This window comes from Symbiopectobacterium purcellii (genome assembly GCF_019797845.1).
Taxonomy (GTDB): Bacteria; Pseudomonadota; Gammaproteobacteria; order Enterobacterales; family Enterobacteriaceae; genus Symbiopectobacterium; species Symbiopectobacterium purcellii.
In genome coordinates this window covers 4,121,712-4,139,512 of record NZ_CP081864.1, presented here as the reverse complement: position 1 = coordinate 4,139,512, position 17,801 = coordinate 4,121,712, and the positions used below count along the sequence as shown (strand labels likewise).

Sequence of the window (17,801 nt, the reverse complement as noted above, 5' to 3'; positions counted from 1 at the left end):
TCGCTTTATGATCGGGCCTGTTTTTTTACAGCGATTATCAGAGTTAAAGGTTGGTGGTCATGAGTGGTACGTTATCCGAAGCCTATCTGCAACGCTTCGGCGGCACAGCGCGGTTATACGGTCAGCAGGCGTTGACGCTGTTCGCACAGGCGCATGTGTGCGTTATCGGCATTGGCGGCGTGGGTTCCTGGGCCGCAGAGGCGCTGGCGCGTACCGGCATTGGTGCAATTACGCTGATTGATATGGATGACGTCTGTGTCAGTAACACCAACCGGCAGATTCACGCGCTGCGCGAACATACCGGGCAGGCCAAAACGGAAGTGATGGCGGAACGTATCCGTGCCATCAATCCTGAATGTCAGGTCACCTGCGTGGATGATTTCGTCACGGTGGATAATGTGGCGGAGTATCTTAACCGCGGCTTTAGCTATGTGATTGATGCGATTGACAGCGTGCGCCCGAAAGCGGCGCTGCTGGCGTATTGCCGTCGTTATAAAATTCCGGTGGTGACGACCGGCGGGGCGGGTGGGCAAATCGATCCGACACGCATCAGCGTGGTGGATCTTGCCAAAACCATTCAAGACCCGCTGGCGGCCAAGCTGCGCGAGCGGCTTAAACATGATTTCAACGTGGTCAAGAACAGCAAAGGTCGCTTAGGCATCGACTGCGTGTTTTCCGATGAGCCGTTGATGTACCCGCAGGCCGATGGCTCAGTGTGCGCATCGCGCAGTACCGCGGAGGGGGTAAAACGCATGGATTGCGCCTCCGGTTTCGGTGCCGCCACCATGGTGACCGCGACCTTTGGTTTTGTCGCGGTATCCCACGCGTTAAAGAAAATGATGGCTAAGGCAGCGCGCGAAGCGCAGCAGAAGGCTTCCTGAGCGGTACGATAAGTGTCGAGGAGTCCCCACAAATTGAGACCCAGTCTTTTTGTTGGGGCAGTGAGTGTTTCGTGCGCGTTAACCTATTCGGTTATTTGCTTCGTACATCGCACGCGCCCGACTCGGGGCGCTCAATCGCCTTCGCCCCGAGGCCCCTGGCTTTTCGCGGAAAATAACGCCGCTTACGCGGTGCCTTCTGGGCCCGAGCCCACTGACGGGCCGCCAGCGACGCGTTCCCGACGCGGCGCTGACTTTCGCGGCGTCCTGCCGCTCACCCTGTGGTCTCGTTCCCCTCAGCGTTATTTTTTTACGCGTTATAACGTCAACTAATTTAAAGAATTAAAAACAAGGCTGTTTTACGCGCTTTCTCAGAGCCTAACTAGGGCTAGGCCTGTGCGGCTATGGCGTGAATACGTTGTGCCAGCGCGGACAAGCCGCTGGCGCGTGAGGCGCTGAGCTGCGCGCGCAAGCCAAGTTGGTCAAACAGGGACAACGGATCTTGCCCAAGCAAATCGGCTGCCTGTTTGCCTTCTACCGCGGTGAGCAACACGGCTAACAAACCACGCACGATTCGCCCGTCGCTATCACCGTAAAAGTGTAATCGTCCATCCTGCTGTTTCTCATAGCCTAACCAGACGCGATTTTCACAGCCGGACAGGGCGATGGTATCGTTTTTCAACGCCTCCGGCAGGGCTGGAAGCTGCTTGGCCAGCAGAATCAATTGCCGATAACGCGCTTCCCACGAACGGCAGGCATCGAAGATGTGCTGTAAGGTCTCTGCCGTAATGGCACTGCCAAAAGGGTGATCGGTGTGCTCTGTCATGGGATGTTGTGTCATGGTGTAAGCCAGTTCCATTGTTCGTCAATCAATCTCGCAGTAAATCCAACGCATTGCCAACCGCCGTTACCAGCGCAGTGACATCATGCTCGTTATTATACGGCGCAAAAGAGGCACGTACTGCGCCATCAAGTCCGAGTGCCGCGAATAACGGTTGAGCGCAATGGTGCCCGGCGCGAACGGCAATTTGCTGCTCTGCAAGCAGCGTTGCCAGATCGTTCGGATGCACGTCGGACAGGGTAAACGACAGGATGGTGGCGTTGGGACTGCGCAGTGAGCGAAAACAGGGGAAACGCGCCAACTGCTGTTCAGCCAACTGCGCCAATCCTTGGCCATAGTGCTCCGCAGCGCGCCAGTCATAGCCTTGCATCCAGGTCAGCGCAGCCCCTAACCCGAGCACTTCGGCAATCGCCGGGGTGCCTGCTTCAAATCGCTGAGGAATGGCCTGAGGTGTAAATCCATCAAAAGAGACCGCGCTCATCATTTTCCCTCCGCCGTGCCAGGGCGGCATGGATTCCAGCAGGTCGGCCTTGCCGTACAACACGCCAATACCCGTCGGGCCAAAAAGTTTGTGGCCGGAGAAAGCGTAAAAATCGATATCCAGCGCCTGTACATCCGGTGCGCCGTGCACAATGCCTTGCGCGCCGTCGATCATCACCACTGCTCCCGCCTGATGCGCCAGCGCGATCGCTTTTGCCAGATCGGGTTGGCCCCCCGTCACATTCGACATCTGGCTCAGTGCCAGCAGGCGCGTGCGTGGCGTGATCAGGTCGGCTAACGCCTCCAGATCCGGTTGGGCATCCACACCAATGGGCAGCTTGACGATGCGAGCACCGGTTTGTTGCGCCACCATCAGCCAGGGAATGAGGTTGGCATGGTGTTCCGCTTCGCTGACGATAATCTCATCACCCGGCTGCAAACGCGGACGTGCATAGCTTTGTGCCACCAGATTAATGGCTTCTGTCGTTCCGCGCGTCCACACGATGCAACGCGGATCGTCGGCATTAAGCAAGGCGGCTACTGTGCATCGAACCTGCTCGAACCGTGCCGTCACTTGCTGTGCGTGAGCGTATTGACTGCGGTGCACATTGCCGGTCTCGGCGGTGTAATACTGCGAGATGGCATCAATGACCGGCTGGGGCTTGAGCGCCGTTGCTGCGCTGTCCAGATAAACGCCGGATTGCGCGAGCGCAGGGAAATCATTACGAAAGGTTGCGGGATTGAATGCTGTCATGGTGTTCCTCTTCTGGCAGACGATCCTGTCGCATTTTTCACGGGGAAACAAGTTTTAGGACGATCCCTAAACGCATATTGAAATGCTTTTGCTAGGCTTAACACTGTTGATAAACGGAACTATCGTTCGGTAGTAGCGAAATAAGTAACTTAAAAATTTACTTGGAGTAAACTATGAAGAATAAAATAGCAATTATTGCCATCGCGATGGCCGCACTCTCTTTGACTGCCTGTTCGAGTAATTATGTGTTGCATACCAATGACGGACGCACCATTGTTGCAGAAGGGAAACCAAAAGTGGACGAGGATACCGGAATGATCCGCTATATCGATGCCTACGGTCACGAACAGCAGATCAACCGCGATAACCTGAGGGAAATGGTGGAGGCCAAGTAGTTCTCCTCCGGTGTAACCTGTGTCTCGATTCCCGCACTGCCATTTCATGGCTTACCCATTCGGTAAGGCAAATCTGAAATGTCAGCGTGGGAATTGTCATTTCTGGCACCGGCGATTCGCCGTGTGTCAGGCAAAAAAAAGCACCGCTAAAAAGCGGTGCCACATAAAAATCACTATGGACAGACAGGGTAAATGTACAGGAAGTGAAAGGTAGCCTTGGCTACCATGTCTGAAAAGCAGACAATAAATAGCAAACACAACATCACAACCACAAGCCAAAAGCACTTCAGGAAACGCCTGCCGCACCTTTCGTTCCGGCTCAAGGAAGTGGCGCTAATATAGGTATTTGCTGGTGCATCCTCAACGGACAAATTATAATGTCTCGGATAAAAAAAACTAATGGCTGGAACGGTGCTGCCTCCATGCACCTCTTAGGAAAAAGAAGAACATTACCCTATGTCAAAGCGACTCCCTCCGCTCAATGCGTTGCGTGTATTTGATTCTGCCGCCCGCCACCTCAGCTTCACCAAAGCGGCGGAGGAACTCTTTGTCACTCAGGCAGCTGTCAGTCATCAAATTAAGTCATTAGAAGATTTTTTGGGACTCAAGCTGTTTCGTCGCCGCAATCGATCTTTGCTGCTGACGGAAGAGGGGCAAAGCTACTATCTTGATATAAAAGAGATCTTCTCTTCACTCAACGAAGCGACGCGCAAGCTACAGTCACGCAGCGCCAAAGGCGCATTGACGGTCAGTCTGTTGCCCAGCTTTGCTATCCATTGGCTGGTGCCACGATTATCGAGTTTCAATGCGGAGTTTCCGGGGATTGATGTGCGAATTCAGGCGGTAGATCGCCAGGAAGATCGCTTGTCAGATGATGTGGACGTGGCGATTTTTTACGGGCGCGGTAATTGGCATGGGTTGCGCGTGGAAAAACTCTATGCCGAGTATCTGTTGCCCGTCTGTTCCCCGGTATTGCTAACGGGAAAACATCCGCTTAAAACGCCACAGGATCTGGCTGGGCACACTTTGTTGCATGACGCCTCTCGCCGCGACTGGTTGGCCTACACCCGACAGCTTGGCGTGCAGATCAACGTGCAACAAGGGCCGATATTCAGCCACAGTGCCATGGTGTTGCAGGCGGCGATTCACGGGCAGGGGGTCGCTTTGGCCAATAACGTCATGGCCCAGACCGAGATTGAAGCGGGTCGGTTAGTGTGTCCGTTTAACGAGGTATTGGTCAGTAAAAATGCTTTTTATCTGGTTTGTTATGACAGTCAGGCTGAACTGGGTAAAATAGCCGCCTTTCGCCACTGGATTTTGGCGCGTGCGGCAAGCGAGCAAGAGAAGTTTCGTTTCCGTTATGACAACGCCGCACGTTGACGTGTGGCGCTCGGGTGGAATTTGATTCGATTTACTGTGGAAAATACGATGAACAGTCGTTTTATGCTGATGTTTTCCGCGATCAGCGGGTTTGTTTTTGTGGCGTTGGGCGCCTTTGGCGCACATGTGCTCAGCAAATCGCTGGGCGCAGCCGAAATGGCCTGGCTAAAAACCGGGCTTGAATATCAGGCGTTTCATACGCTGGCGATCCTGGCGTTGTCGGTATTGATGCGCCAGCGTCGTAATCTGTGGTTTTATTGGAGCAGCATTGCGTTGGCACTTGGCACTGTGCTGTTTAGCGGCAGTCTTTATTGTCTGGCGCTGTCGCACCTGCGGTTTTGGGCGTTTGTCACGCCGGTTGGCGGTCTTTTCTTCCTGACCGGATGGGTATTGATGTTGATTGGCGTGCTGCGCCAGACAAGAAAGGCGAAAAGTAATGAATAAGGTAATTTTATATTGCCGCCCCGGTTTCGAAAAAGAGTGTGCGGCAGAGATAACGGAAAAAGCCACCGCCCACGAGGTTTTTGGTTTCGCCAGGGTTAAAGAAAACTGTGGCTATGTGATGTATGAATGCTATCAGCATGAAGATGCCGATCGTTTAATCAAAACGTTGCCGTTTGATACCCTGGTTTTTGCCCGTCAATGGTTCGTGTGCGGTGAGTTGTTGCGCGATTTGCCGCCGGAAGATCGCATTACCCCGATCGTCGGCATGCTGACCGGTGCCATTGAGCGTGCCGGCGAGCTGCGTGTTGAAGTACCGGACACCAATGAAAGCAAGGAACTGCTGAAGTTTTGCCGCAAGTTCACCGTGCCTTTGCGCGCCGCACTGAAGGAAAACGGCATTCTGCTGCCGTATGAAAAGGCCTCTCGTCCGGTTGTCCATGTGCTGTTTATTGCCCCGGGGCATTGCTATGTGGGTTATTCCTACAGCAATAACCACTCACCGTTTTACATGGGGATCCCGCGCCTGAAATTCCCTTCAGATGCGCCAAGCCGTTCTACGCTGAAACTGGAAGAGGCGTTTCACGTTTTCATTCCAGCAGATGAGTGGGATGAGCGGTTGGCCAGCGGCATGTACGCGGTGGATTTGGGGGCGTGCCCCGGCGGTTGGACCTATCAACTGGTGAAACGCAGTATGATGGTGCATGCCGTGGATAACGGCACCATGGCGCAAAGTCTGATGGATACCGGGCAGGTGACCCACCACGCCGTCGATGGTTTCCGCTTTGAGCCACCGCGTAACAATATCACCTGGCTGGTGTGCGATATGGTGGAGAAACCGGCGCGAGTGGCTAACCTGATGGCCGACTGGTTGGTGAAGGGGTGGTGCCGGGAAGTGATATTCAACCTCAAGCTGCCAATGAAAAAACGTTATGAGGAAGTGACGCAAAATCTGGCGTTGCTGAGCGAGCGCTTGAGCGAGAATGGCATCAATTTTGAGATTCGTGCTCGCCAACTGTATCACGATCGCGAAGAGGTAACGGTACACGCGCGGCGTATATGGGGCGCGGTGCCGGGACGGCGCGACGAGCGTTAAGCGCAACGCCAAACGTGTTGCTCTCCCTTAATGCGCCGCTGTCACAGCGGCGCGTTTATTGCCCCGTAGTCAGGCGTAGCTGCTGTAAATTCCCTTCCAGTGCCAAATCTATACGTAAAGTTGCTACCTGACGACTGACAAAGGCCATCTCACGCTGTGATTCCAGCTTGCGTCGCCATTTTTCCGGCACCGCATCCAACTGCTGGTAGAGCTGTTCCAAGGTTCCGGCTTGGGCAAGCAACTGACTGGCGCTCTTTGGGCCGATGCCCACCACCCCAGGTATTTTGCTGCTGCTGATGCCTGCCAATCCCCAAAAATCAGGCAGTTGCTGCGGTGAGACGCCAAACTCCTGTGCGATAAAAGGCACATCCAGCCAGCGCTTTTGAAAATAATCACGAATCTGAATGGTGGGGGCCAGCAGTTGGCAGTAGCCCTTGTCGGTCGAGACAATCGTCGCCTGATGGCCAGCGTGGGCGACTTTTGTGGCGAGCGTTGCCGCCAAATCATCGGCTTCATTACCTGGCGTATGCCAGCAGGGGATGCCCATGGCTACCAGCGCTTGCCGTATTTGCGGCAGCTCAAGCGCCAGATTCTCAGGCATGGGAGGGCGGCCCGCCTTATAGTCGGGCAACAACTGGTGCCGCCAACTGTCGGCGCGCTGTTCATCATCAAACACCGCGACGGCGTGGGTAGGCTGACTATGCTGTAGCAGTTGGGTCACCGCGTGCTGACAGGCCGATACGCAGGGCGATCCCTGCACAGCATGGATACGACGAATCAGGTTTAATGCATCGATAATCAGCAAATGTACAGGCATCAGGCGTTCCCGGCGTGAAGCGTGGTGAAGGTGGCGGAAAAATCCGGTTTTCCCGCCCGTATGGCATCAGGTGCAGATTTCATAGCAAGGGATGTAGGCGCTGCCCGGCAGCTTCATCCTTTGCTGCGCCACGAACCCTTGCAGCAGTTTATCCATGCTTTGCATCAGTTGTGCATCGCCGTGGATCTTATAGGGGCCGTGCTCCTCAATCGCCTGAATGCCGACCTCTTTGACGTTGCCCGCCACGATACCAGAAAACGCCTTGCGCAGCGCCGAGGCCAGCGCTTCCGGTGCTTGATTGGGATGCAGATTCAGGTTTGCCATATTCTCGTGAGTAGGTTCAAACGGCAATTGCAGGTCGGGGGCGATACGCAATGACCAGTTGAAGCTATAGGCATCACCGGTATGGCGGCGATGTTCTTTCACCTGCGGCATCGCTTTTTTCATCTGCCGCGCCACTTCCGCCGCATCATCGATGATGATGGAGTAGTAACGGCGCGCCTGACGGCCCAGCGTCGTGATGATAAATTCATCCAGAACATGGAAATAATCGGCACTCTCCTCCGGTCCGGTCAGGATGATGGGCAGCACCTGTTCGCTGTTTTCCGGATTCATCATGATACTCAGCAGGTAGAGGAACTCTTCCGCTGTACCGACCCCACCGGGGAAAATAATGATACCGTGCCCGATGCGCACGAAGGCTTCGAGGCGTTTTTCGATATCAGGCATGATGATAAGTTCATTCACCAGCGGATTTGGCGGTTCAGCGGCGATGATGGAGGGTTCCGTCATACCAATAAAGCGGCCTTCTTTATATCGCTGCTGCGCATGGCCGACAGCGGCACCTTTCATCGGAGCTTCCATCGCGCCGGGGCCGCAACCGGTGCAGATGTTCAATTCGCGCAGGCCTAATTGGCTACCGACTTTTCGCCCATAGAGGTATTCGGTTTCATTGATGGAGTGGCCGCCCCAGCACACCACCATGTTGGGCTCTTCCCCGACGTGCAGCGCACGCGCATTGCGCAAAATGGAAAATACCAGATTGGTAATGTGGGCACTGTTTTCCAGATTCAGGTTCTGGTAGCGCTCTGCTGAGGTGATTTGCCCGTTAACAAACAGAATATCGCGCAGCACGGCGAACAGGTTGGCCTGCAATGAACGGATAATGTCGCCATCGACGAAAGCGTCTTCCGGGGGATTGACCAACTCCAGTTTCACGCCGCGCTCACGGCGCAACACGTTGATATCAAAATCTTCGTAGCGGGATAACAGCTCTTTGCTGTTATCGGTTTGGCTGCCGGAATTCAGTACGGCAAGCGAACAGTTGCGGAATAAACGGTAAAGATCGCTGCTGGCCGTGCTTTTCAACATGTCCACTTCCAACTGCGATAACAAATCCATAGACCCTAACGGGCTGATATGTGTAATCAATTTTACTCCTTGAAAACGCAGGGTATATACCCGTCATACTTCAAGTTGCAGATGCGTTGGCTGTGCTCGTTCACCGAATCACTTACTTGAGTAAGTGATTCGGTATTCACTCACTTGCCGCCTTCCTGCAACATGAATTATTTAGGCTATAACAACAATATTTCCAGGCTATCCCTTGTCGCCGCCGAGGTGGCAAGACGCATAACGCTGATTTTATGTAGTACTCCACCTTAACCTGATGGTATCAGTTTTTCCAATAATGCCGTTTCTGAATGGCGATATTGTATCGTATCCCGCACTATTGGCGGGGTAGGCGAGCGGTGTTTGCAAGAAAGTCGGTGTTGCTACGCCAGGGATTGATGTCCAGCCCGCCACGACGTGTATAGCGCGCGTAAACGGTCAGTGCTTCTGGCTGGCAAAAACGCATCAGGTCGTTAAAGATACGCTCCACACACTGCTCATGGAACTCATTGTGGTGGCGAAAGGAGACGATGTAGCGCAACAGGGCTTCTCTGTCGATACGTTTGCCCCGGTAGTGTATTTGCACCGATCCCCAATCCGGCTGGTGAGTGATCAGGCAGTTGGATTTGAGCACATGGCTCACCAATGTTTCTTCAACAATGGGGCTCTGTGCGTTGCAGGCGCTGGCGAGATAGTCGGCATTGAACGCATAATCCGCGATCTGAATATCCAGTCCGTCTATACATTCCCCTTGGAATTGGCCCAACGTTTGTCCCTGAAAGGCATCCAGCGAGAACAGCGTCACGCGCACCTTTCCCTGCGCACAGGCGGCCAGATCGCGCGTTAGCGTCTCTTCTACCCGTTGCCAATTTTCAAATACCGTTTGATTGAAGCTGTTCAGATAGAGTTTGAAGCTTTTGGATTCGATAAGATTTGGGCTATTGGCCTGCAAATGCATTTCGCCGACGGCAACCTGCGGCACGCCGTTGGGCGCCAGCCAGGAGAGTTCGTATAATGTCCAGATATCTTCACCGTGAAACGGCAAATGCGCGGCATCAATGCCCAAAGGGTCACGGTTTAAACTGCGTGGCACCGCTTGTAATAAGCCCGCATCGTAGCTGTCGTGGTAAGATGTGGGTTTTCCCAACGTTAACGCACTGAGCGCATCGTGTTTGTCAGAAGTGGACATAACATGCCTTTGCAAAGTAAAAACGATATGCAGTAGTGTAACCGACTCGCCCAGTGAAGAGAAAAAAGTATGGATGACAATGTGCAGCACGCGCTACAGGGGTTTACTCAGCGCTACATGGCGGCCTGGCAGCACGCCTATGACCAGTTGCCAGCCAGTGAGGCGTTGTACGGTGTTGCTTCACCCTGCGCGGTGGAAAATGACGGTGAGCGGGTATTTTGGGCACCTCAGCCTGTGGCCGAGGGCGCGGCGCTCGACGGCGTATCCCGTGCGCTGACTATTGCGCTGCATCCTGACGCTGAAGCCTTTTTTACCACGCAGTATGCTGGGGATATGGAGGCGCGCTTTGCGGATATCGATTGCCTGCTGGTGCAATCGTGGAGCGAGGATGATTTTGTGCGTATGCAGGAAAATCTGATCGGGCATTTACTGACGCAAAAGCGGCTTAAGCTGCCGCCGACGCTGTTTTTAGCCACGACGGAATCAGAAATGGCGCTGATCTCGTTATCCAATGTCAGCGGTGAAGTATGGCTTGAAACCTTTGGTACACGTGAACATCGGGTGTTGGCTCCCTCTTTATCAGTGTTCCTGCAACAGTTGCAACCGAGAGTATGATGATGGTTGCCTGCGTTATCTGGCGGATATGCGTGTAAGAGATATCTTACATTTATTGTGAGATATCTCTGTGTTTTTCCGCTTTCACGCACTGTTTTTTTATTTTTTCCCTTTTTAATTAAAGGATTATATCTTTCTTTGCATTAAGGGTTTCTACGTAAATATGGCTTTGTTGAATAAATCAGAACTTGTGACTACAGCTCCCCTAGCAGATCGATTGTTATGCGATCCGGATGCTGTTCGGCATGCCTAACAGCGTCATTTTGTTAAGCGCTTTGACCATCGCCATTGCCTCACCTACCTGCGCATCATAGTCACGTAGACTTAGATGATCGCCCAGAAGCGTTTTGAACCGGAATATCGCTGTTTCAGCCACTGAGCGTCTATGATAGCCCACTTTCTTTTTCCAGACATCGTTACTGCCGCTTAGACGCTGATCCGCAACCGCGTGATTACGCTCATGGTATCGGTCTGGCCAATATTGCGCACCACGTCGTGGAGGAATAAGAGGCTTTATCCTCTTCCTCAGCAGCACATCATGACAGTAGCGGGTATCGTAAGCGCCGTCAGCCGACGCTTCCCTGATTTTCCGGTGGGTCTGGTTTATCAGGCCCGGTAGAGCCTGAGCATCAGTCGTGCCGCTGAGTGACAAATCAGCACAGATAATTTCATGCGTCACACTGTCTGTGGCCAGATGCAGCTTACGCCACACCCGCCGTCTTTCTGCACCATGCTGCCGGACTTTCCATTCGCCTTCGCCAAAGACCTTCAGGCCGGTTGCGTCAATGACCAGATGGGAGATTTCACCACGGGTCGGCGTTTTTATGCTGATTTTAACGGTCTTTGCTCGCTTGCTGAGCAGCGAGTAGTCTGGGCATCTTAGCGGCAGCCCCATCAGTTTAAAAATGGAGTCAACGAAGCCCTGTAAAGCCCTTAGCGAAAGGCCAAACACGCGTTTCATCATCAGAACAGTGGTGATAGCCATATCTGAGTAGTGACGCGGCCGGCCACGCCGTTCAGGCGTTGTTTTCTCCGTCCATGCAGAAACGGACGACTCATCCAGCCATATTGTCAGAGACCCGCGCAGCTTGAGAGCTTTGTTGTACGTAGACCAGTTGGTGATTTTAAATTTTTGCTTTGCCATGGGGTGCAGATGTTGAAATGACGGTAGTGATCTGAGCAGATGCTCACCTAAAAGTTCTATTTATTCAACAAAGCCCGTAAATATAAGAAAAAATCTGAACAGGGTCTTGCTGTTCGTCGCCATTTAATACATCTTAGTAACCGGTTACAGGATGTATCACTTTATCGCTAAATGTGGTGAAGAAGGATAACGGCTTCAGGATGAAACCAAGGACACCTCCAGGAAGGAGATTGAGAGCCGTTACGGAGTAGCGGTGGGGCAGGAGCCTGAAGGGAATATCTTCACGGAAGATGCAGGAAGAACGGTCAGGACGAAAGTTGGACGCTTGCACGGAGAGCTGGTTAGGATAACCGCCAAGGAAAAGTTTTCACGGATGAGCAGGGACGCAGTGGTGTAGCGGGAAAGCTATAAAACGAACCGGGGGCACTGAATATCAGTGCCCCCAACTTTTTTGTAGCAGAGTACTCCGTTAACGCTGTGCAGACACTGCTCTTTATTGTGTTGTCACGCAGCCCTACGCCTGTTGGGCTCATCTTGCTTCAATGATATGCTTTGCCGTCCACGCAGCCGGTAAGAGAAAAGCATGACGCACCAAGACCACATTCGACACGCCTTATGGGAAATTGAACGCACGCTACGCGACAGCGTCTTTTGGCAATCCGTCCCGCCGCAGGCCAGTGCGTTTACCAGCACAGAATCTTTCTGCATTGACACCATGAGTGCCGAGCAGTGGTTGCAATGGGTATTGCTACCGCGCCTGCATGCCATGCTGGATGGCGGCGTTCCCTTGCCTCTGTCGCTCGCGATCGCCCCCTATTTCGAAGAGGCCCTGACCGGGGATATCAACGATATCGCGCCGCTGTTGGAACAATTGCGCGCGTTGGATGCGTTGTTTGTGCCTGCCGATGCGCAGGGAGATCGGGATGCTTGAAATTCTGTACCAGGATGAGCACCTGATCGCCATTAACAAACCGGCAGGATGGCTGGTTCATCGCAGTTGGCTGGATCGCAGAGAAAAAGTGGTGATCATGCAGACGCTTCGCGATCAGATTGGCCAACATGTTTTCACCGTTCATCGTCTGGACCGGCCAACGTCAGGCGTGCTGCTGCTGGGGCTTTCCAGCGACATTGCGCGCCTGCTTTCGCAACAGTTCGAGCAGCACCAGATTCAGAAAACCTACCATGCAGTGGTGCGTGGTTACCTTTCCGGTAGCGATACTATCGACTATGCGCTGACCGAAGAGCTGGACAAAGTGGCTGATAAGCTCGCCCAGCGCGATAAACAACCTCAGATGGCCATCACTCACTACCGTTCTCTGGCGCAGGTGGAGCAACCGGTGGCGGTGGGGCGCTATCCTACCGCCCGATACAGCCTGGTTGAACTGATGCCGCAGACGGGGCGTAAACATCAATTGCGCCGCCATATGGTGCATTTGCGGCATCCTATTTTGGGGGATTCCAAGCACGGTGATTTGCGTCAGAATCGTGGGATGGCTGCACATTTTGGCTGTGGGCGCTTGATGTTGCATGCCAGCCAACTGACGCTGTGCCATCCTGTAACAGGAGAGCCCTTGGTATTACGTGCCGGGTTGGATAGGGCCTGGATGCACGTAATGACGCAATTTGGCTGGCTAGGCAGTCTCCCTGATATTGAAAGGGTTGAGTTTCCGCCTGACTCGGGGCAGGATAACGGCCTTTCCAGTACTGCCGAATAGCGTATACGGCGTTATCGGGCACGCAGCGATACATTACACGTGGAGTCATCATCATGGCGCAAATTGGTATTTTTGTTGGCACGGTTTATGGAAACGCATTGCTGGTTGCCGAAGAGGCGGAGAATCTGCTGAGTGAGCGTGGTCATCAGGTCAAGGTGTTTGAAGATGCCGACCTGTCATCCTGGCTGGCGTATCGCGAGCAGTATGTGTTGGTGGTAACGTCAACCACTGGGCAGGGGGATCTGCCGGATTCCATCGCTCCGTTGTTTGTTGCACTGCGTGAAAAAGGCGGCCATCAGCCAGCGCTGCGCTATGGCGTCATTGCCCTGGGCGACAGCAGCTACCCGCATTTTTGCGGCGCGGGCCAGCAGTTTGATGCTTTGTTGCAAGAGATGGGGGCTCAGCGTGTGGGAGAGGTGCTCCAGATTGACGCGACAGAATGCCCGGAGCCGGAAGTGCTTTCCTGTCCGTGGGTAGAGCAGTGGGCAGGGTTGGTGGAAGCGGGTTAAGCCTGTTGAATCAACGTGGTTAAAAAACGGAGCGATGACGCTCCGTTTTATCATGCCGTTAGCGGCTCATCGTATTAACGCCCTTTGGTCAGCTTCTCCAGATCGGATTCGATCTCATTAATCTTGTTCGCTACCACGCTTTCCAGATGACGCAAGTCATCAAGAATTTTACGTTTCAGATCGACTTCCACCTGATCGCGTTGGCAAATCTGGTCCAGCTCATCAATGACATAGCGCAGATTGGGGCTGATCTCATTGATCTCTTTAAAGCCTTGTCCACTGTTATCCGCAACGATGGTTTTACGCTGACGCGGATATTTAAATTTTACGCTTTTGGCGAAAAACTCCCCTTTATCCTTACGAAAATAGATTTTCAGGATGTCGTTGCTGGCCTCCTGGCGCAGGCTATAGCGATCAATTTCATCGGGATGGGAGATACCCAGGCTTTTTAGATTGTCATACATGGCGCCACCTTTTGGGGAGTGATAAAGAAAAGGCGGGTAATACCCGCCTTGTTCAGTTTAGTCGATGGTGCGAAGCAGTTCATTGATACCCACTTTACCGCGGGTTTTCGCATCCACTTTTTTCACGATCACGGCGCAGTACAGGCTGTAGCTGCCATCTTTCGACGGCAGGTTGCCGGAAACAACGACGGAGCCTGCCGGTACGCGACCGTAATGCACTTCACCGGTTTCGCGATCGTAGATTTTAGTGCTTTGGCCGATAAACACGCCCATAGAGATAACTGCGCCTTCTTCCACGATCACGCCTTCTACCACTTCAGAGCGTGCGCCGATAAAGCAGTTGTCTTCGATGATGGTCGGGTTAGCCTGCAACGGCTCCAGTACGCCACCGATGCCGACGCCGCCGGACAGGTGGACGTTTTTCCCGATCTGTGCGCAAGAGCCGACGGTCGCCCAGGTATCAACCATAGTACCTTCGTCAACGTAAGCACCGATGTTGACATAAGAGGGCATCAGCACCGTGTTGCGGGCGATAAATGCGCCCTGACGCACGCTGGCCGGAGGCACTACGCGGAAACCTTCACGTTGGAAGCGCGCTTCATCGTAACCGGCGAATTTCATCGGCACTTTGTCGTAGTAGCGGGTTTCCGTACCTTCCATCAGTTGGTTGTCATTAATACGGAAAGAGAGCAGCACCGCTTTTTTCAACCATTGGTGCGTTACCCACTCGCCATTGATTTTTTCCGCCACGCGCAGTGCGCCGCTGTCCAATAAGCCAATAACCTGATTAACGGCTTCACGGGTTACGCTGTCCACGGAGGTCGGCGTAATGTCGGCACGGCGTTCAAAGGCGGTTTCGATAACGTTTTGTAATTGATGCATCCTGTTTCTCTTTCTGTGCTGTCAGTCAATGGTTAATTCAGGGTTACTTTATCGTTTGGGTCGAGGGCTTCTGTCAACCGTTGTTGCAAGATAAGGCGCAATTCCGGAGATAATGCGCGTCTGTCTTTGTCTGCAAGGATAAAAAGGTCTTCTACCCGCTCGCCAATCGTGGAAATGCGCGCACCGTGCAACGACACGTTGAGGTCGGCGAACACTTTGCCCAGACGAGCCAGCAGACCCGGCTGATCGAGTGCACTCAACTCCATGTAGCTGCGTCTGTCCGTATGTGTCGGCAGGAAGCTGATTTCCGTGGGCACACTGAAATGGCGCAATTTGGAGGAGGCGCGGCGCGGGCGAGGATGTTGGTAATCGCGCTGCGTGAGGGCCTGAACCAGCGCCTGGCGAATAAATTCGTGGCGATCCGGTGCGACCGGGCTGCCGTCAGGCTCCAGTACGATAAAGGTGTCCATCGCCATGCCGTCGCGGCTGGTGAATATTTGCGCATCATGTACGCTCAGGTTGCGACGGTCGAGTTCGCCAGCCACGGCGGCGAACAGGTAAGGGCGGTCTGGACTCCAGATAAAAATTTCTGTTCCGCCGCGGCTGGCCTGATGGCTGATAAGCACCAACGGCTGATGTAAATCGTGCTCAACCAGATGGCGAGCATGCCAGGCAAGCTGGTTCGGTGAATGACGCAGAAAATAATCTGCGCGGCAGCGGCTCCAGATAGGGTGCAGCGCCTCTTCATCGATATTGTCCATGCGCAGCAGCGCCAAGGCCTGGAGACGATGATGGCGTACACGATCGCGCACATCCGGTGTATTTTGCATCCCGCGACGCAACTGTTTCTCGGTGGCGAAATAGAGCTCGCGCAGCAGGCTCTGTTTCCAACTGTTCCACAAGGTTTCATTGGTCGCACAGATATCGGCAACCGTGAGGCTGACCAGATAGCGCAGGCGGGTTTCGCTTTTCACTTCAGCGGCGAATTGCTGGATAACCGCCGGATCCTGAATGTCACGACGCTGCGCGGTAACCGACATCAGCAGGTGGCAGCGCACCAGCCAGGCAACCAGTTGCGCTTCGCGTGAATTGAGCTGGTGCAGTGCGGCAAACTCAATGACATCTTGCGCTCCCAGCTCCGAGTGGTCGCCGCCGCGCCCTTTGGCAATGTCATGAAACAGCGCCGCAAGCAGCAGCAATTCCGGCTGAGGCAGGCGCGGGTACAGCTCCACGCACAACGGATGCTGCGCACGCGTCTCTTCGTCGGCAAAACTTTCCAGTTTGAGCAGCACGCGCAGCGTATGCTCATCCACGGTATAGGCATGAAACAGATCGAACTGCATCTGCCCAACGATATTGCTCCATAGCGGCGTATAGGCTTCCAACACGCTATGGCGATGCATCGGCAGCAGGGCACGGTTTACCGCGTGTGGATGGCGCAGAATCGCCATAAAAAGGTGCCGCGCTTCAGGAATGGTGCACAGCGGTTGTGCCAAATGGCGCCGCGCATGGCGCAATTGGCGCAGCGTGGTGGAATAGATACCGGTGATCTCATCGTTGCGCACCATGGTACTAAACATGCGCATAATGGCTTCCGGCTTGTGCATGAACAGGGTTTCATCACGCAGATCGATCAGGTTGCCACGCAGTTGGAATTCGTCATCGATGGCGCGTGGCTTTTCACTGGCATCCAGCGCCAGGATGGCCTCATCGAACAGTTGCAGCAGCATATGATTAAGCTCGCTGACGCGGCGCGTCGCGCGATAGAAATCTTTCATCATGTGCTCAACCGGTGCATTACCCTCGCCACGGTAATTCAGCAACTGTGCCACGTTGAGCTGGCGATCAAACAGCAGGCGGTTGTCATAACGCGACAGAATCAGGTGCAAGGCAAAGCGAATGCGCCACAGGAAGCTCTGACATTCATTGAGCTCGTTGCGTTCGGCTTCGGTAAGAAAACCAAAACCGACCATTTCGTTGAGCGAGGTGGCACCAAAATGGCGTCGAGCAACCCAGAGCAAGGTGTGAATATCGCGCAGCCCACCCGGGCTACTTTTTATATCCGGTTCAAGGTTGTAGCTGGTGCTGTGGTAGCGCTGATGCAGCTCTTGTTGTTCGGTGATTTTTGCCGGGAAAAAGGCTGAGGAGGGCCAAAAGTCCTCGCTAAAAATCTGTTTTTGCAGGGAGAGGAACAGCGCTACATCGCCGCAGATCAGCCGCGATTCGATAAGGTTTGTCGCAACGGAAATATCCGCTCTGCCTTCTTGCAGGCACTCATCCAGCGTGCGCACGCTATGACCGACTTCAAGCTTGAGGTCCCACAGCAGCGTGATAAACGCGCCCACTTGTTGAGATTGATGGGGGGTGAGTGATTGCCCGCTAAGCACCAGCACATCAATATCCGACAGCGGGTGCAATTCGCCGCGCCCGTATCCACCCACGGCCACCAGTGCCGTTTGTGCGGCAGATTCGAAACCGTAAAACGCCCACAGACGTTGCAGCAGATGATCGATAAAAAAGGTTCTGGCGGTAATCAGCGTTTCGGCGGCTACCCCGGCGCGAAATTCAGCGTTCAACCACGTCTGAAAACGCTCCATAGACAGTTTCAGCGCGGCACAATCCAATTCGCTGTCGCTGTAGGTTAATGGGGAGGCGGGGGGCTGTATGTCAGCGGTGAACACGTCGGCGGAGTGAGATGCGTTGTTGTCATTCATAAATTCACAGCCCTTAAGCGTTGCCTGGCAAACGCCATAAAAGAGACGCCAGCCCTGTTAACGGTATCCCTGGCCGCCGCCGAAAGATACCCGTC

18 protein-coding genes are annotated in these 17,801 nt (G+C 53.8%); 9 read left to right on the top strand and 9 right to left on the bottom strand.

Translation table 11 applies throughout. From position 1 onward, the window contains the following. Positions 1-59 precede the first annotated feature (59 nt). A complete protein-coding gene (gene tcdA, locus K6K13_RS19185; RefSeq protein WP_222158410.1) occupies positions 60-881 on the top strand; it encodes a tRNA cyclic N6-threonylcarbamoyladenosine(37) synthase TcdA in 822 nt (273 codons plus the stop codon). Positions 882-1,266: 385 nt separating this feature from the next. Here tcdA and csdE read toward each other — a convergent pair whose 3' ends face one another. Continuing rightward, positions 1,267-1,704: a cysteine desulfurase sulfur acceptor subunit CsdE gene (csdE, locus tag K6K13_RS19180; RefSeq protein ID WP_222161179.1), complete on the bottom strand. Its 438-nt coding sequence runs from the start codon at positions 1,702-1,704 to the stop codon at positions 1,267-1,269. Positions 1,705-1,747: 43 nt separating this feature from the next. After that, positions 1,748-2,953, bottom strand: coding sequence for a cysteine desulfurase CsdA (csdA, locus tag K6K13_RS19175; RefSeq protein WP_222158409.1), 1,206 nt, complete (start codon positions 2,951-2,953; stop codon positions 1,748-1,750). A 173-nt stretch (positions 2,954-3,126) separates the two neighbouring features. Between csdA and K6K13_RS19170 the strand changes: the two genes are divergently transcribed. The 4 genes from K6K13_RS19170 to rlmM all read left to right on the top strand — a co-directional run bounded on the left by K6K13_RS19170 (position 3,127) and on the right by rlmM (position 6,265). Then, positions 3,127-3,348 (top strand): YgdI/YgdR family lipoprotein, encoded by a 222-nt coding sequence (locus K6K13_RS19170; RefSeq protein WP_222158408.1) that lies wholly within the window; start codon positions 3,127-3,129, stop codon positions 3,346-3,348. A gap of 456 nt (positions 3,349-3,804) precedes the next feature. Then, entirely contained in the window at positions 3,805-4,728 is a 924-nt protein-coding gene (locus tag K6K13_RS19165; RefSeq protein WP_222158407.1) for a transcriptional regulator GcvA, read from the top strand. Positions 4,729-4,776: 48 nt separating this feature from the next. Beyond that, entirely contained in the window at positions 4,777-5,172 is a 396-nt protein-coding gene (locus K6K13_RS19160) for a DUF423 domain-containing protein (RefSeq protein ID WP_222158406.1), read from the top strand. Next, positions 5,165-6,265, top strand: coding sequence for a 23S rRNA (cytidine(2498)-2'-O)-methyltransferase RlmM (gene rlmM, locus K6K13_RS19155; protein ID WP_222158405.1), 1,101 nt, complete (start codon positions 5,165-5,167; stop codon positions 6,263-6,265). The genes K6K13_RS19160 and rlmM overlap by 8 nt, the downstream gene beginning before the upstream one ends. A gap of 55 nt (positions 6,266-6,320) precedes the next feature. Here the strand turns inward: rlmM and xni are convergent, their stop codons facing one another. From xni to queF, 3 genes are all read right to left on the bottom strand, one after another. Then, positions 6,321-7,082, bottom strand: a complete 762-nt coding sequence (gene xni / locus K6K13_RS19150) for a flap endonuclease Xni (protein ID WP_222158404.1) — start codon at positions 7,080-7,082, stop codon at positions 6,321-6,323. Positions 7,083-7,148: 66 nt separating this feature from the next. Next, a complete protein-coding gene (gene ppnN, locus K6K13_RS19145; protein WP_222158403.1) occupies positions 7,149-8,513 on the bottom strand; it encodes a nucleotide 5'-monophosphate nucleosidase PpnN in 1,365 nt (454 codons plus the stop codon). A gap of 298 nt (positions 8,514-8,811) precedes the next feature. Then, positions 8,812-9,663 carry an NADPH-dependent 7-cyano-7-deazaguanine reductase QueF gene (queF, locus tag K6K13_RS19140; RefSeq protein WP_222158402.1) on the bottom strand — a complete coding sequence of 284 codons (852 nt, stop codon included), beginning with the start codon at positions 9,661-9,663 and terminating at the stop codon, positions 8,812-8,814. Positions 9,664-9,732: 69 nt separating this feature from the next. Here queF and syd point away from each other — a divergent pair, with 69 nt between their 5' ends. After that, a complete protein-coding gene (syd, locus tag K6K13_RS19135) occupies positions 9,733-10,278 on the top strand; it encodes a SecY-interacting protein (protein WP_222158401.1) in 546 nt (181 codons plus the stop codon). 220 nt (positions 10,279-10,498) lie between these two features. Here syd and K6K13_RS19130 read toward each other — a convergent pair whose 3' ends face one another. Further along, positions 10,499-11,422: an IS5 family transposase gene (locus K6K13_RS19130; RefSeq protein ID WP_222157231.1), complete on the bottom strand. Its 924-nt coding sequence runs from the start codon at positions 11,420-11,422 to the stop codon at positions 10,499-10,501. A 583-nt stretch (positions 11,423-12,005) separates the two neighbouring features. On the opposite strand from K6K13_RS19130, the gene K6K13_RS19125 reads away from it, so the two are divergent. Genes K6K13_RS19125 through K6K13_RS19115 form a run of 3 tightly spaced genes read left to right on the top strand, consistent with a single transcriptional unit; the run spans position 12,006 to position 13,646 of the window. Next, a complete protein-coding gene (locus K6K13_RS19125; RefSeq protein WP_222158400.1) occupies positions 12,006-12,353 on the top strand; it encodes a YqcC family protein in 348 nt (115 codons plus the stop codon). Beyond that, positions 12,346-13,137 carry a tRNA pseudouridine(65) synthase TruC gene (gene truC, locus K6K13_RS19120; RefSeq protein WP_222158399.1) on the top strand — a complete coding sequence of 264 codons (792 nt, stop codon included), beginning with the start codon at positions 12,346-12,348 and terminating at the stop codon, positions 13,135-13,137. The genes K6K13_RS19125 and truC overlap by 8 nt, the downstream gene beginning before the upstream one ends. Positions 13,138-13,190: 53 nt before the next feature. Beyond that, entirely contained in the window at positions 13,191-13,646 is a 456-nt protein-coding gene (locus K6K13_RS19115) for a flavodoxin (RefSeq protein ID WP_222158398.1), read from the top strand. A gap of 74 nt (positions 13,647-13,720) precedes the next feature. Here K6K13_RS19115 and K6K13_RS19110 read toward each other — a convergent pair whose 3' ends face one another. The 3 genes from K6K13_RS19110 to glnD are packed head-to-tail and all read right to left on the bottom strand — an operon-like array spanning position 13,721 to position 17,706. Beyond that, complete coding sequence (locus K6K13_RS19110) at positions 13,721-14,110, bottom strand: DUF3461 family protein (RefSeq protein WP_196905956.1); 390 nt, start codon at positions 14,108-14,110, stop codon at positions 13,721-13,723. Between the two features lie 57 nt (positions 14,111-14,167). Then, positions 14,168-14,992 (bottom strand): 2,3,4,5-tetrahydropyridine-2,6-dicarboxylate N-succinyltransferase, encoded by an 825-nt coding sequence (gene dapD, locus K6K13_RS19105; protein WP_222158397.1) that lies wholly within the window; start codon positions 14,990-14,992, stop codon positions 14,168-14,170. Positions 14,993-15,024: 32 nt separating this feature from the next. Further along, positions 15,025-17,706, bottom strand: a complete 2,682-nt coding sequence (gene glnD / locus K6K13_RS19100) for a bifunctional uridylyltransferase/uridylyl-removing protein GlnD (RefSeq protein ID WP_222158396.1) — start codon at positions 17,704-17,706, stop codon at positions 15,025-15,027. Positions 17,707-17,801: the final 95 nt, after the last annotated feature.

What these genes read in the sequence shown, in the direction of transcription:
- queF (WP_222158402.1), bottom strand. Translation starts at nt 9,663, where the DNA reads ATGTCCACTTCTGACAAACACGATGCGCTCAGTGCGTTAACGTTGGGA.
- glnD (WP_222158396.1), bottom strand. Translation starts at nt 17,706, where the DNA reads ATGAATGACAACAACGCATCTCACTCCGCCGACGTGTTCACCGCTGAC.
- truC (WP_222158399.1), top strand. Translation starts at nt 12,346, where the DNA reads ATGCTTGAAATTCTGTACCAGGATGAGCACCTGATCGCCATTAACAAA.
- K6K13_RS19115 (WP_222158398.1), top strand. Translation starts at nt 13,191, where the DNA reads ATGGCGCAAATTGGTATTTTTGTTGGCACGGTTTATGGAAACGCATTG.
- xni (WP_222158404.1), bottom strand. Translation starts at nt 7,082, where the DNA reads ATGCCTGTACATTTGCTGATTATCGATGCATTAAACCTGATTCGTCGT.
- tcdA (WP_222158410.1), top strand. Translation starts at nt 60, where the DNA reads ATGAGTGGTACGTTATCCGAAGCCTATCTGCAACGCTTCGGCGGCACA.
- K6K13_RS19170 (WP_222158408.1), top strand. Translation starts at nt 3,127, where the DNA reads ATGAAGAATAAAATAGCAATTATTGCCATCGCGATGGCCGCACTCTCT.
- csdA (WP_222158409.1), bottom strand. Translation starts at nt 2,953, where the DNA reads ATGACAGCATTCAATCCCGCAACCTTTCGTAATGATTTCCCTGCGCTC.
- csdE (WP_222161179.1), bottom strand. Translation starts at nt 1,704, where the DNA reads ATGACAGAGCACACCGATCACCCTTTTGGCAGTGCCATTACGGCAGAG.
- K6K13_RS19110 (WP_196905956.1), bottom strand. Translation starts at nt 14,110, where the DNA reads ATGTATGACAATCTAAAAAGCCTGGGTATCTCCCATCCCGATGAAATT.
- dapD (WP_222158397.1), bottom strand. Translation starts at nt 14,992, where the DNA reads ATGCATCAATTACAAAACGTTATCGAAACCGCCTTTGAACGCCGTGCC.
- K6K13_RS19130 (WP_222157231.1), bottom strand. Translation starts at nt 11,422, where the DNA reads ATGGCAAAGCAAAAATTTAAAATCACCAACTGGTCTACGTACAACAAA.
- K6K13_RS19125 (WP_222158400.1), top strand. Translation starts at nt 12,006, where the DNA reads ATGACGCACCAAGACCACATTCGACACGCCTTATGGGAAATTGAACGC.
- rlmM (WP_222158405.1), top strand. Translation starts at nt 5,165, where the DNA reads ATGAATAAGGTAATTTTATATTGCCGCCCCGGTTTCGAAAAAGAGTGT.
- syd (WP_222158401.1), top strand. Translation starts at nt 9,733, where the DNA reads ATGGATGACAATGTGCAGCACGCGCTACAGGGGTTTACTCAGCGCTAC.
- K6K13_RS19165 (WP_222158407.1), top strand. Translation starts at nt 3,805, where the DNA reads ATGTCAAAGCGACTCCCTCCGCTCAATGCGTTGCGTGTATTTGATTCT.
- K6K13_RS19160 (WP_222158406.1), top strand. Translation starts at nt 4,777, where the DNA reads ATGAACAGTCGTTTTATGCTGATGTTTTCCGCGATCAGCGGGTTTGTT.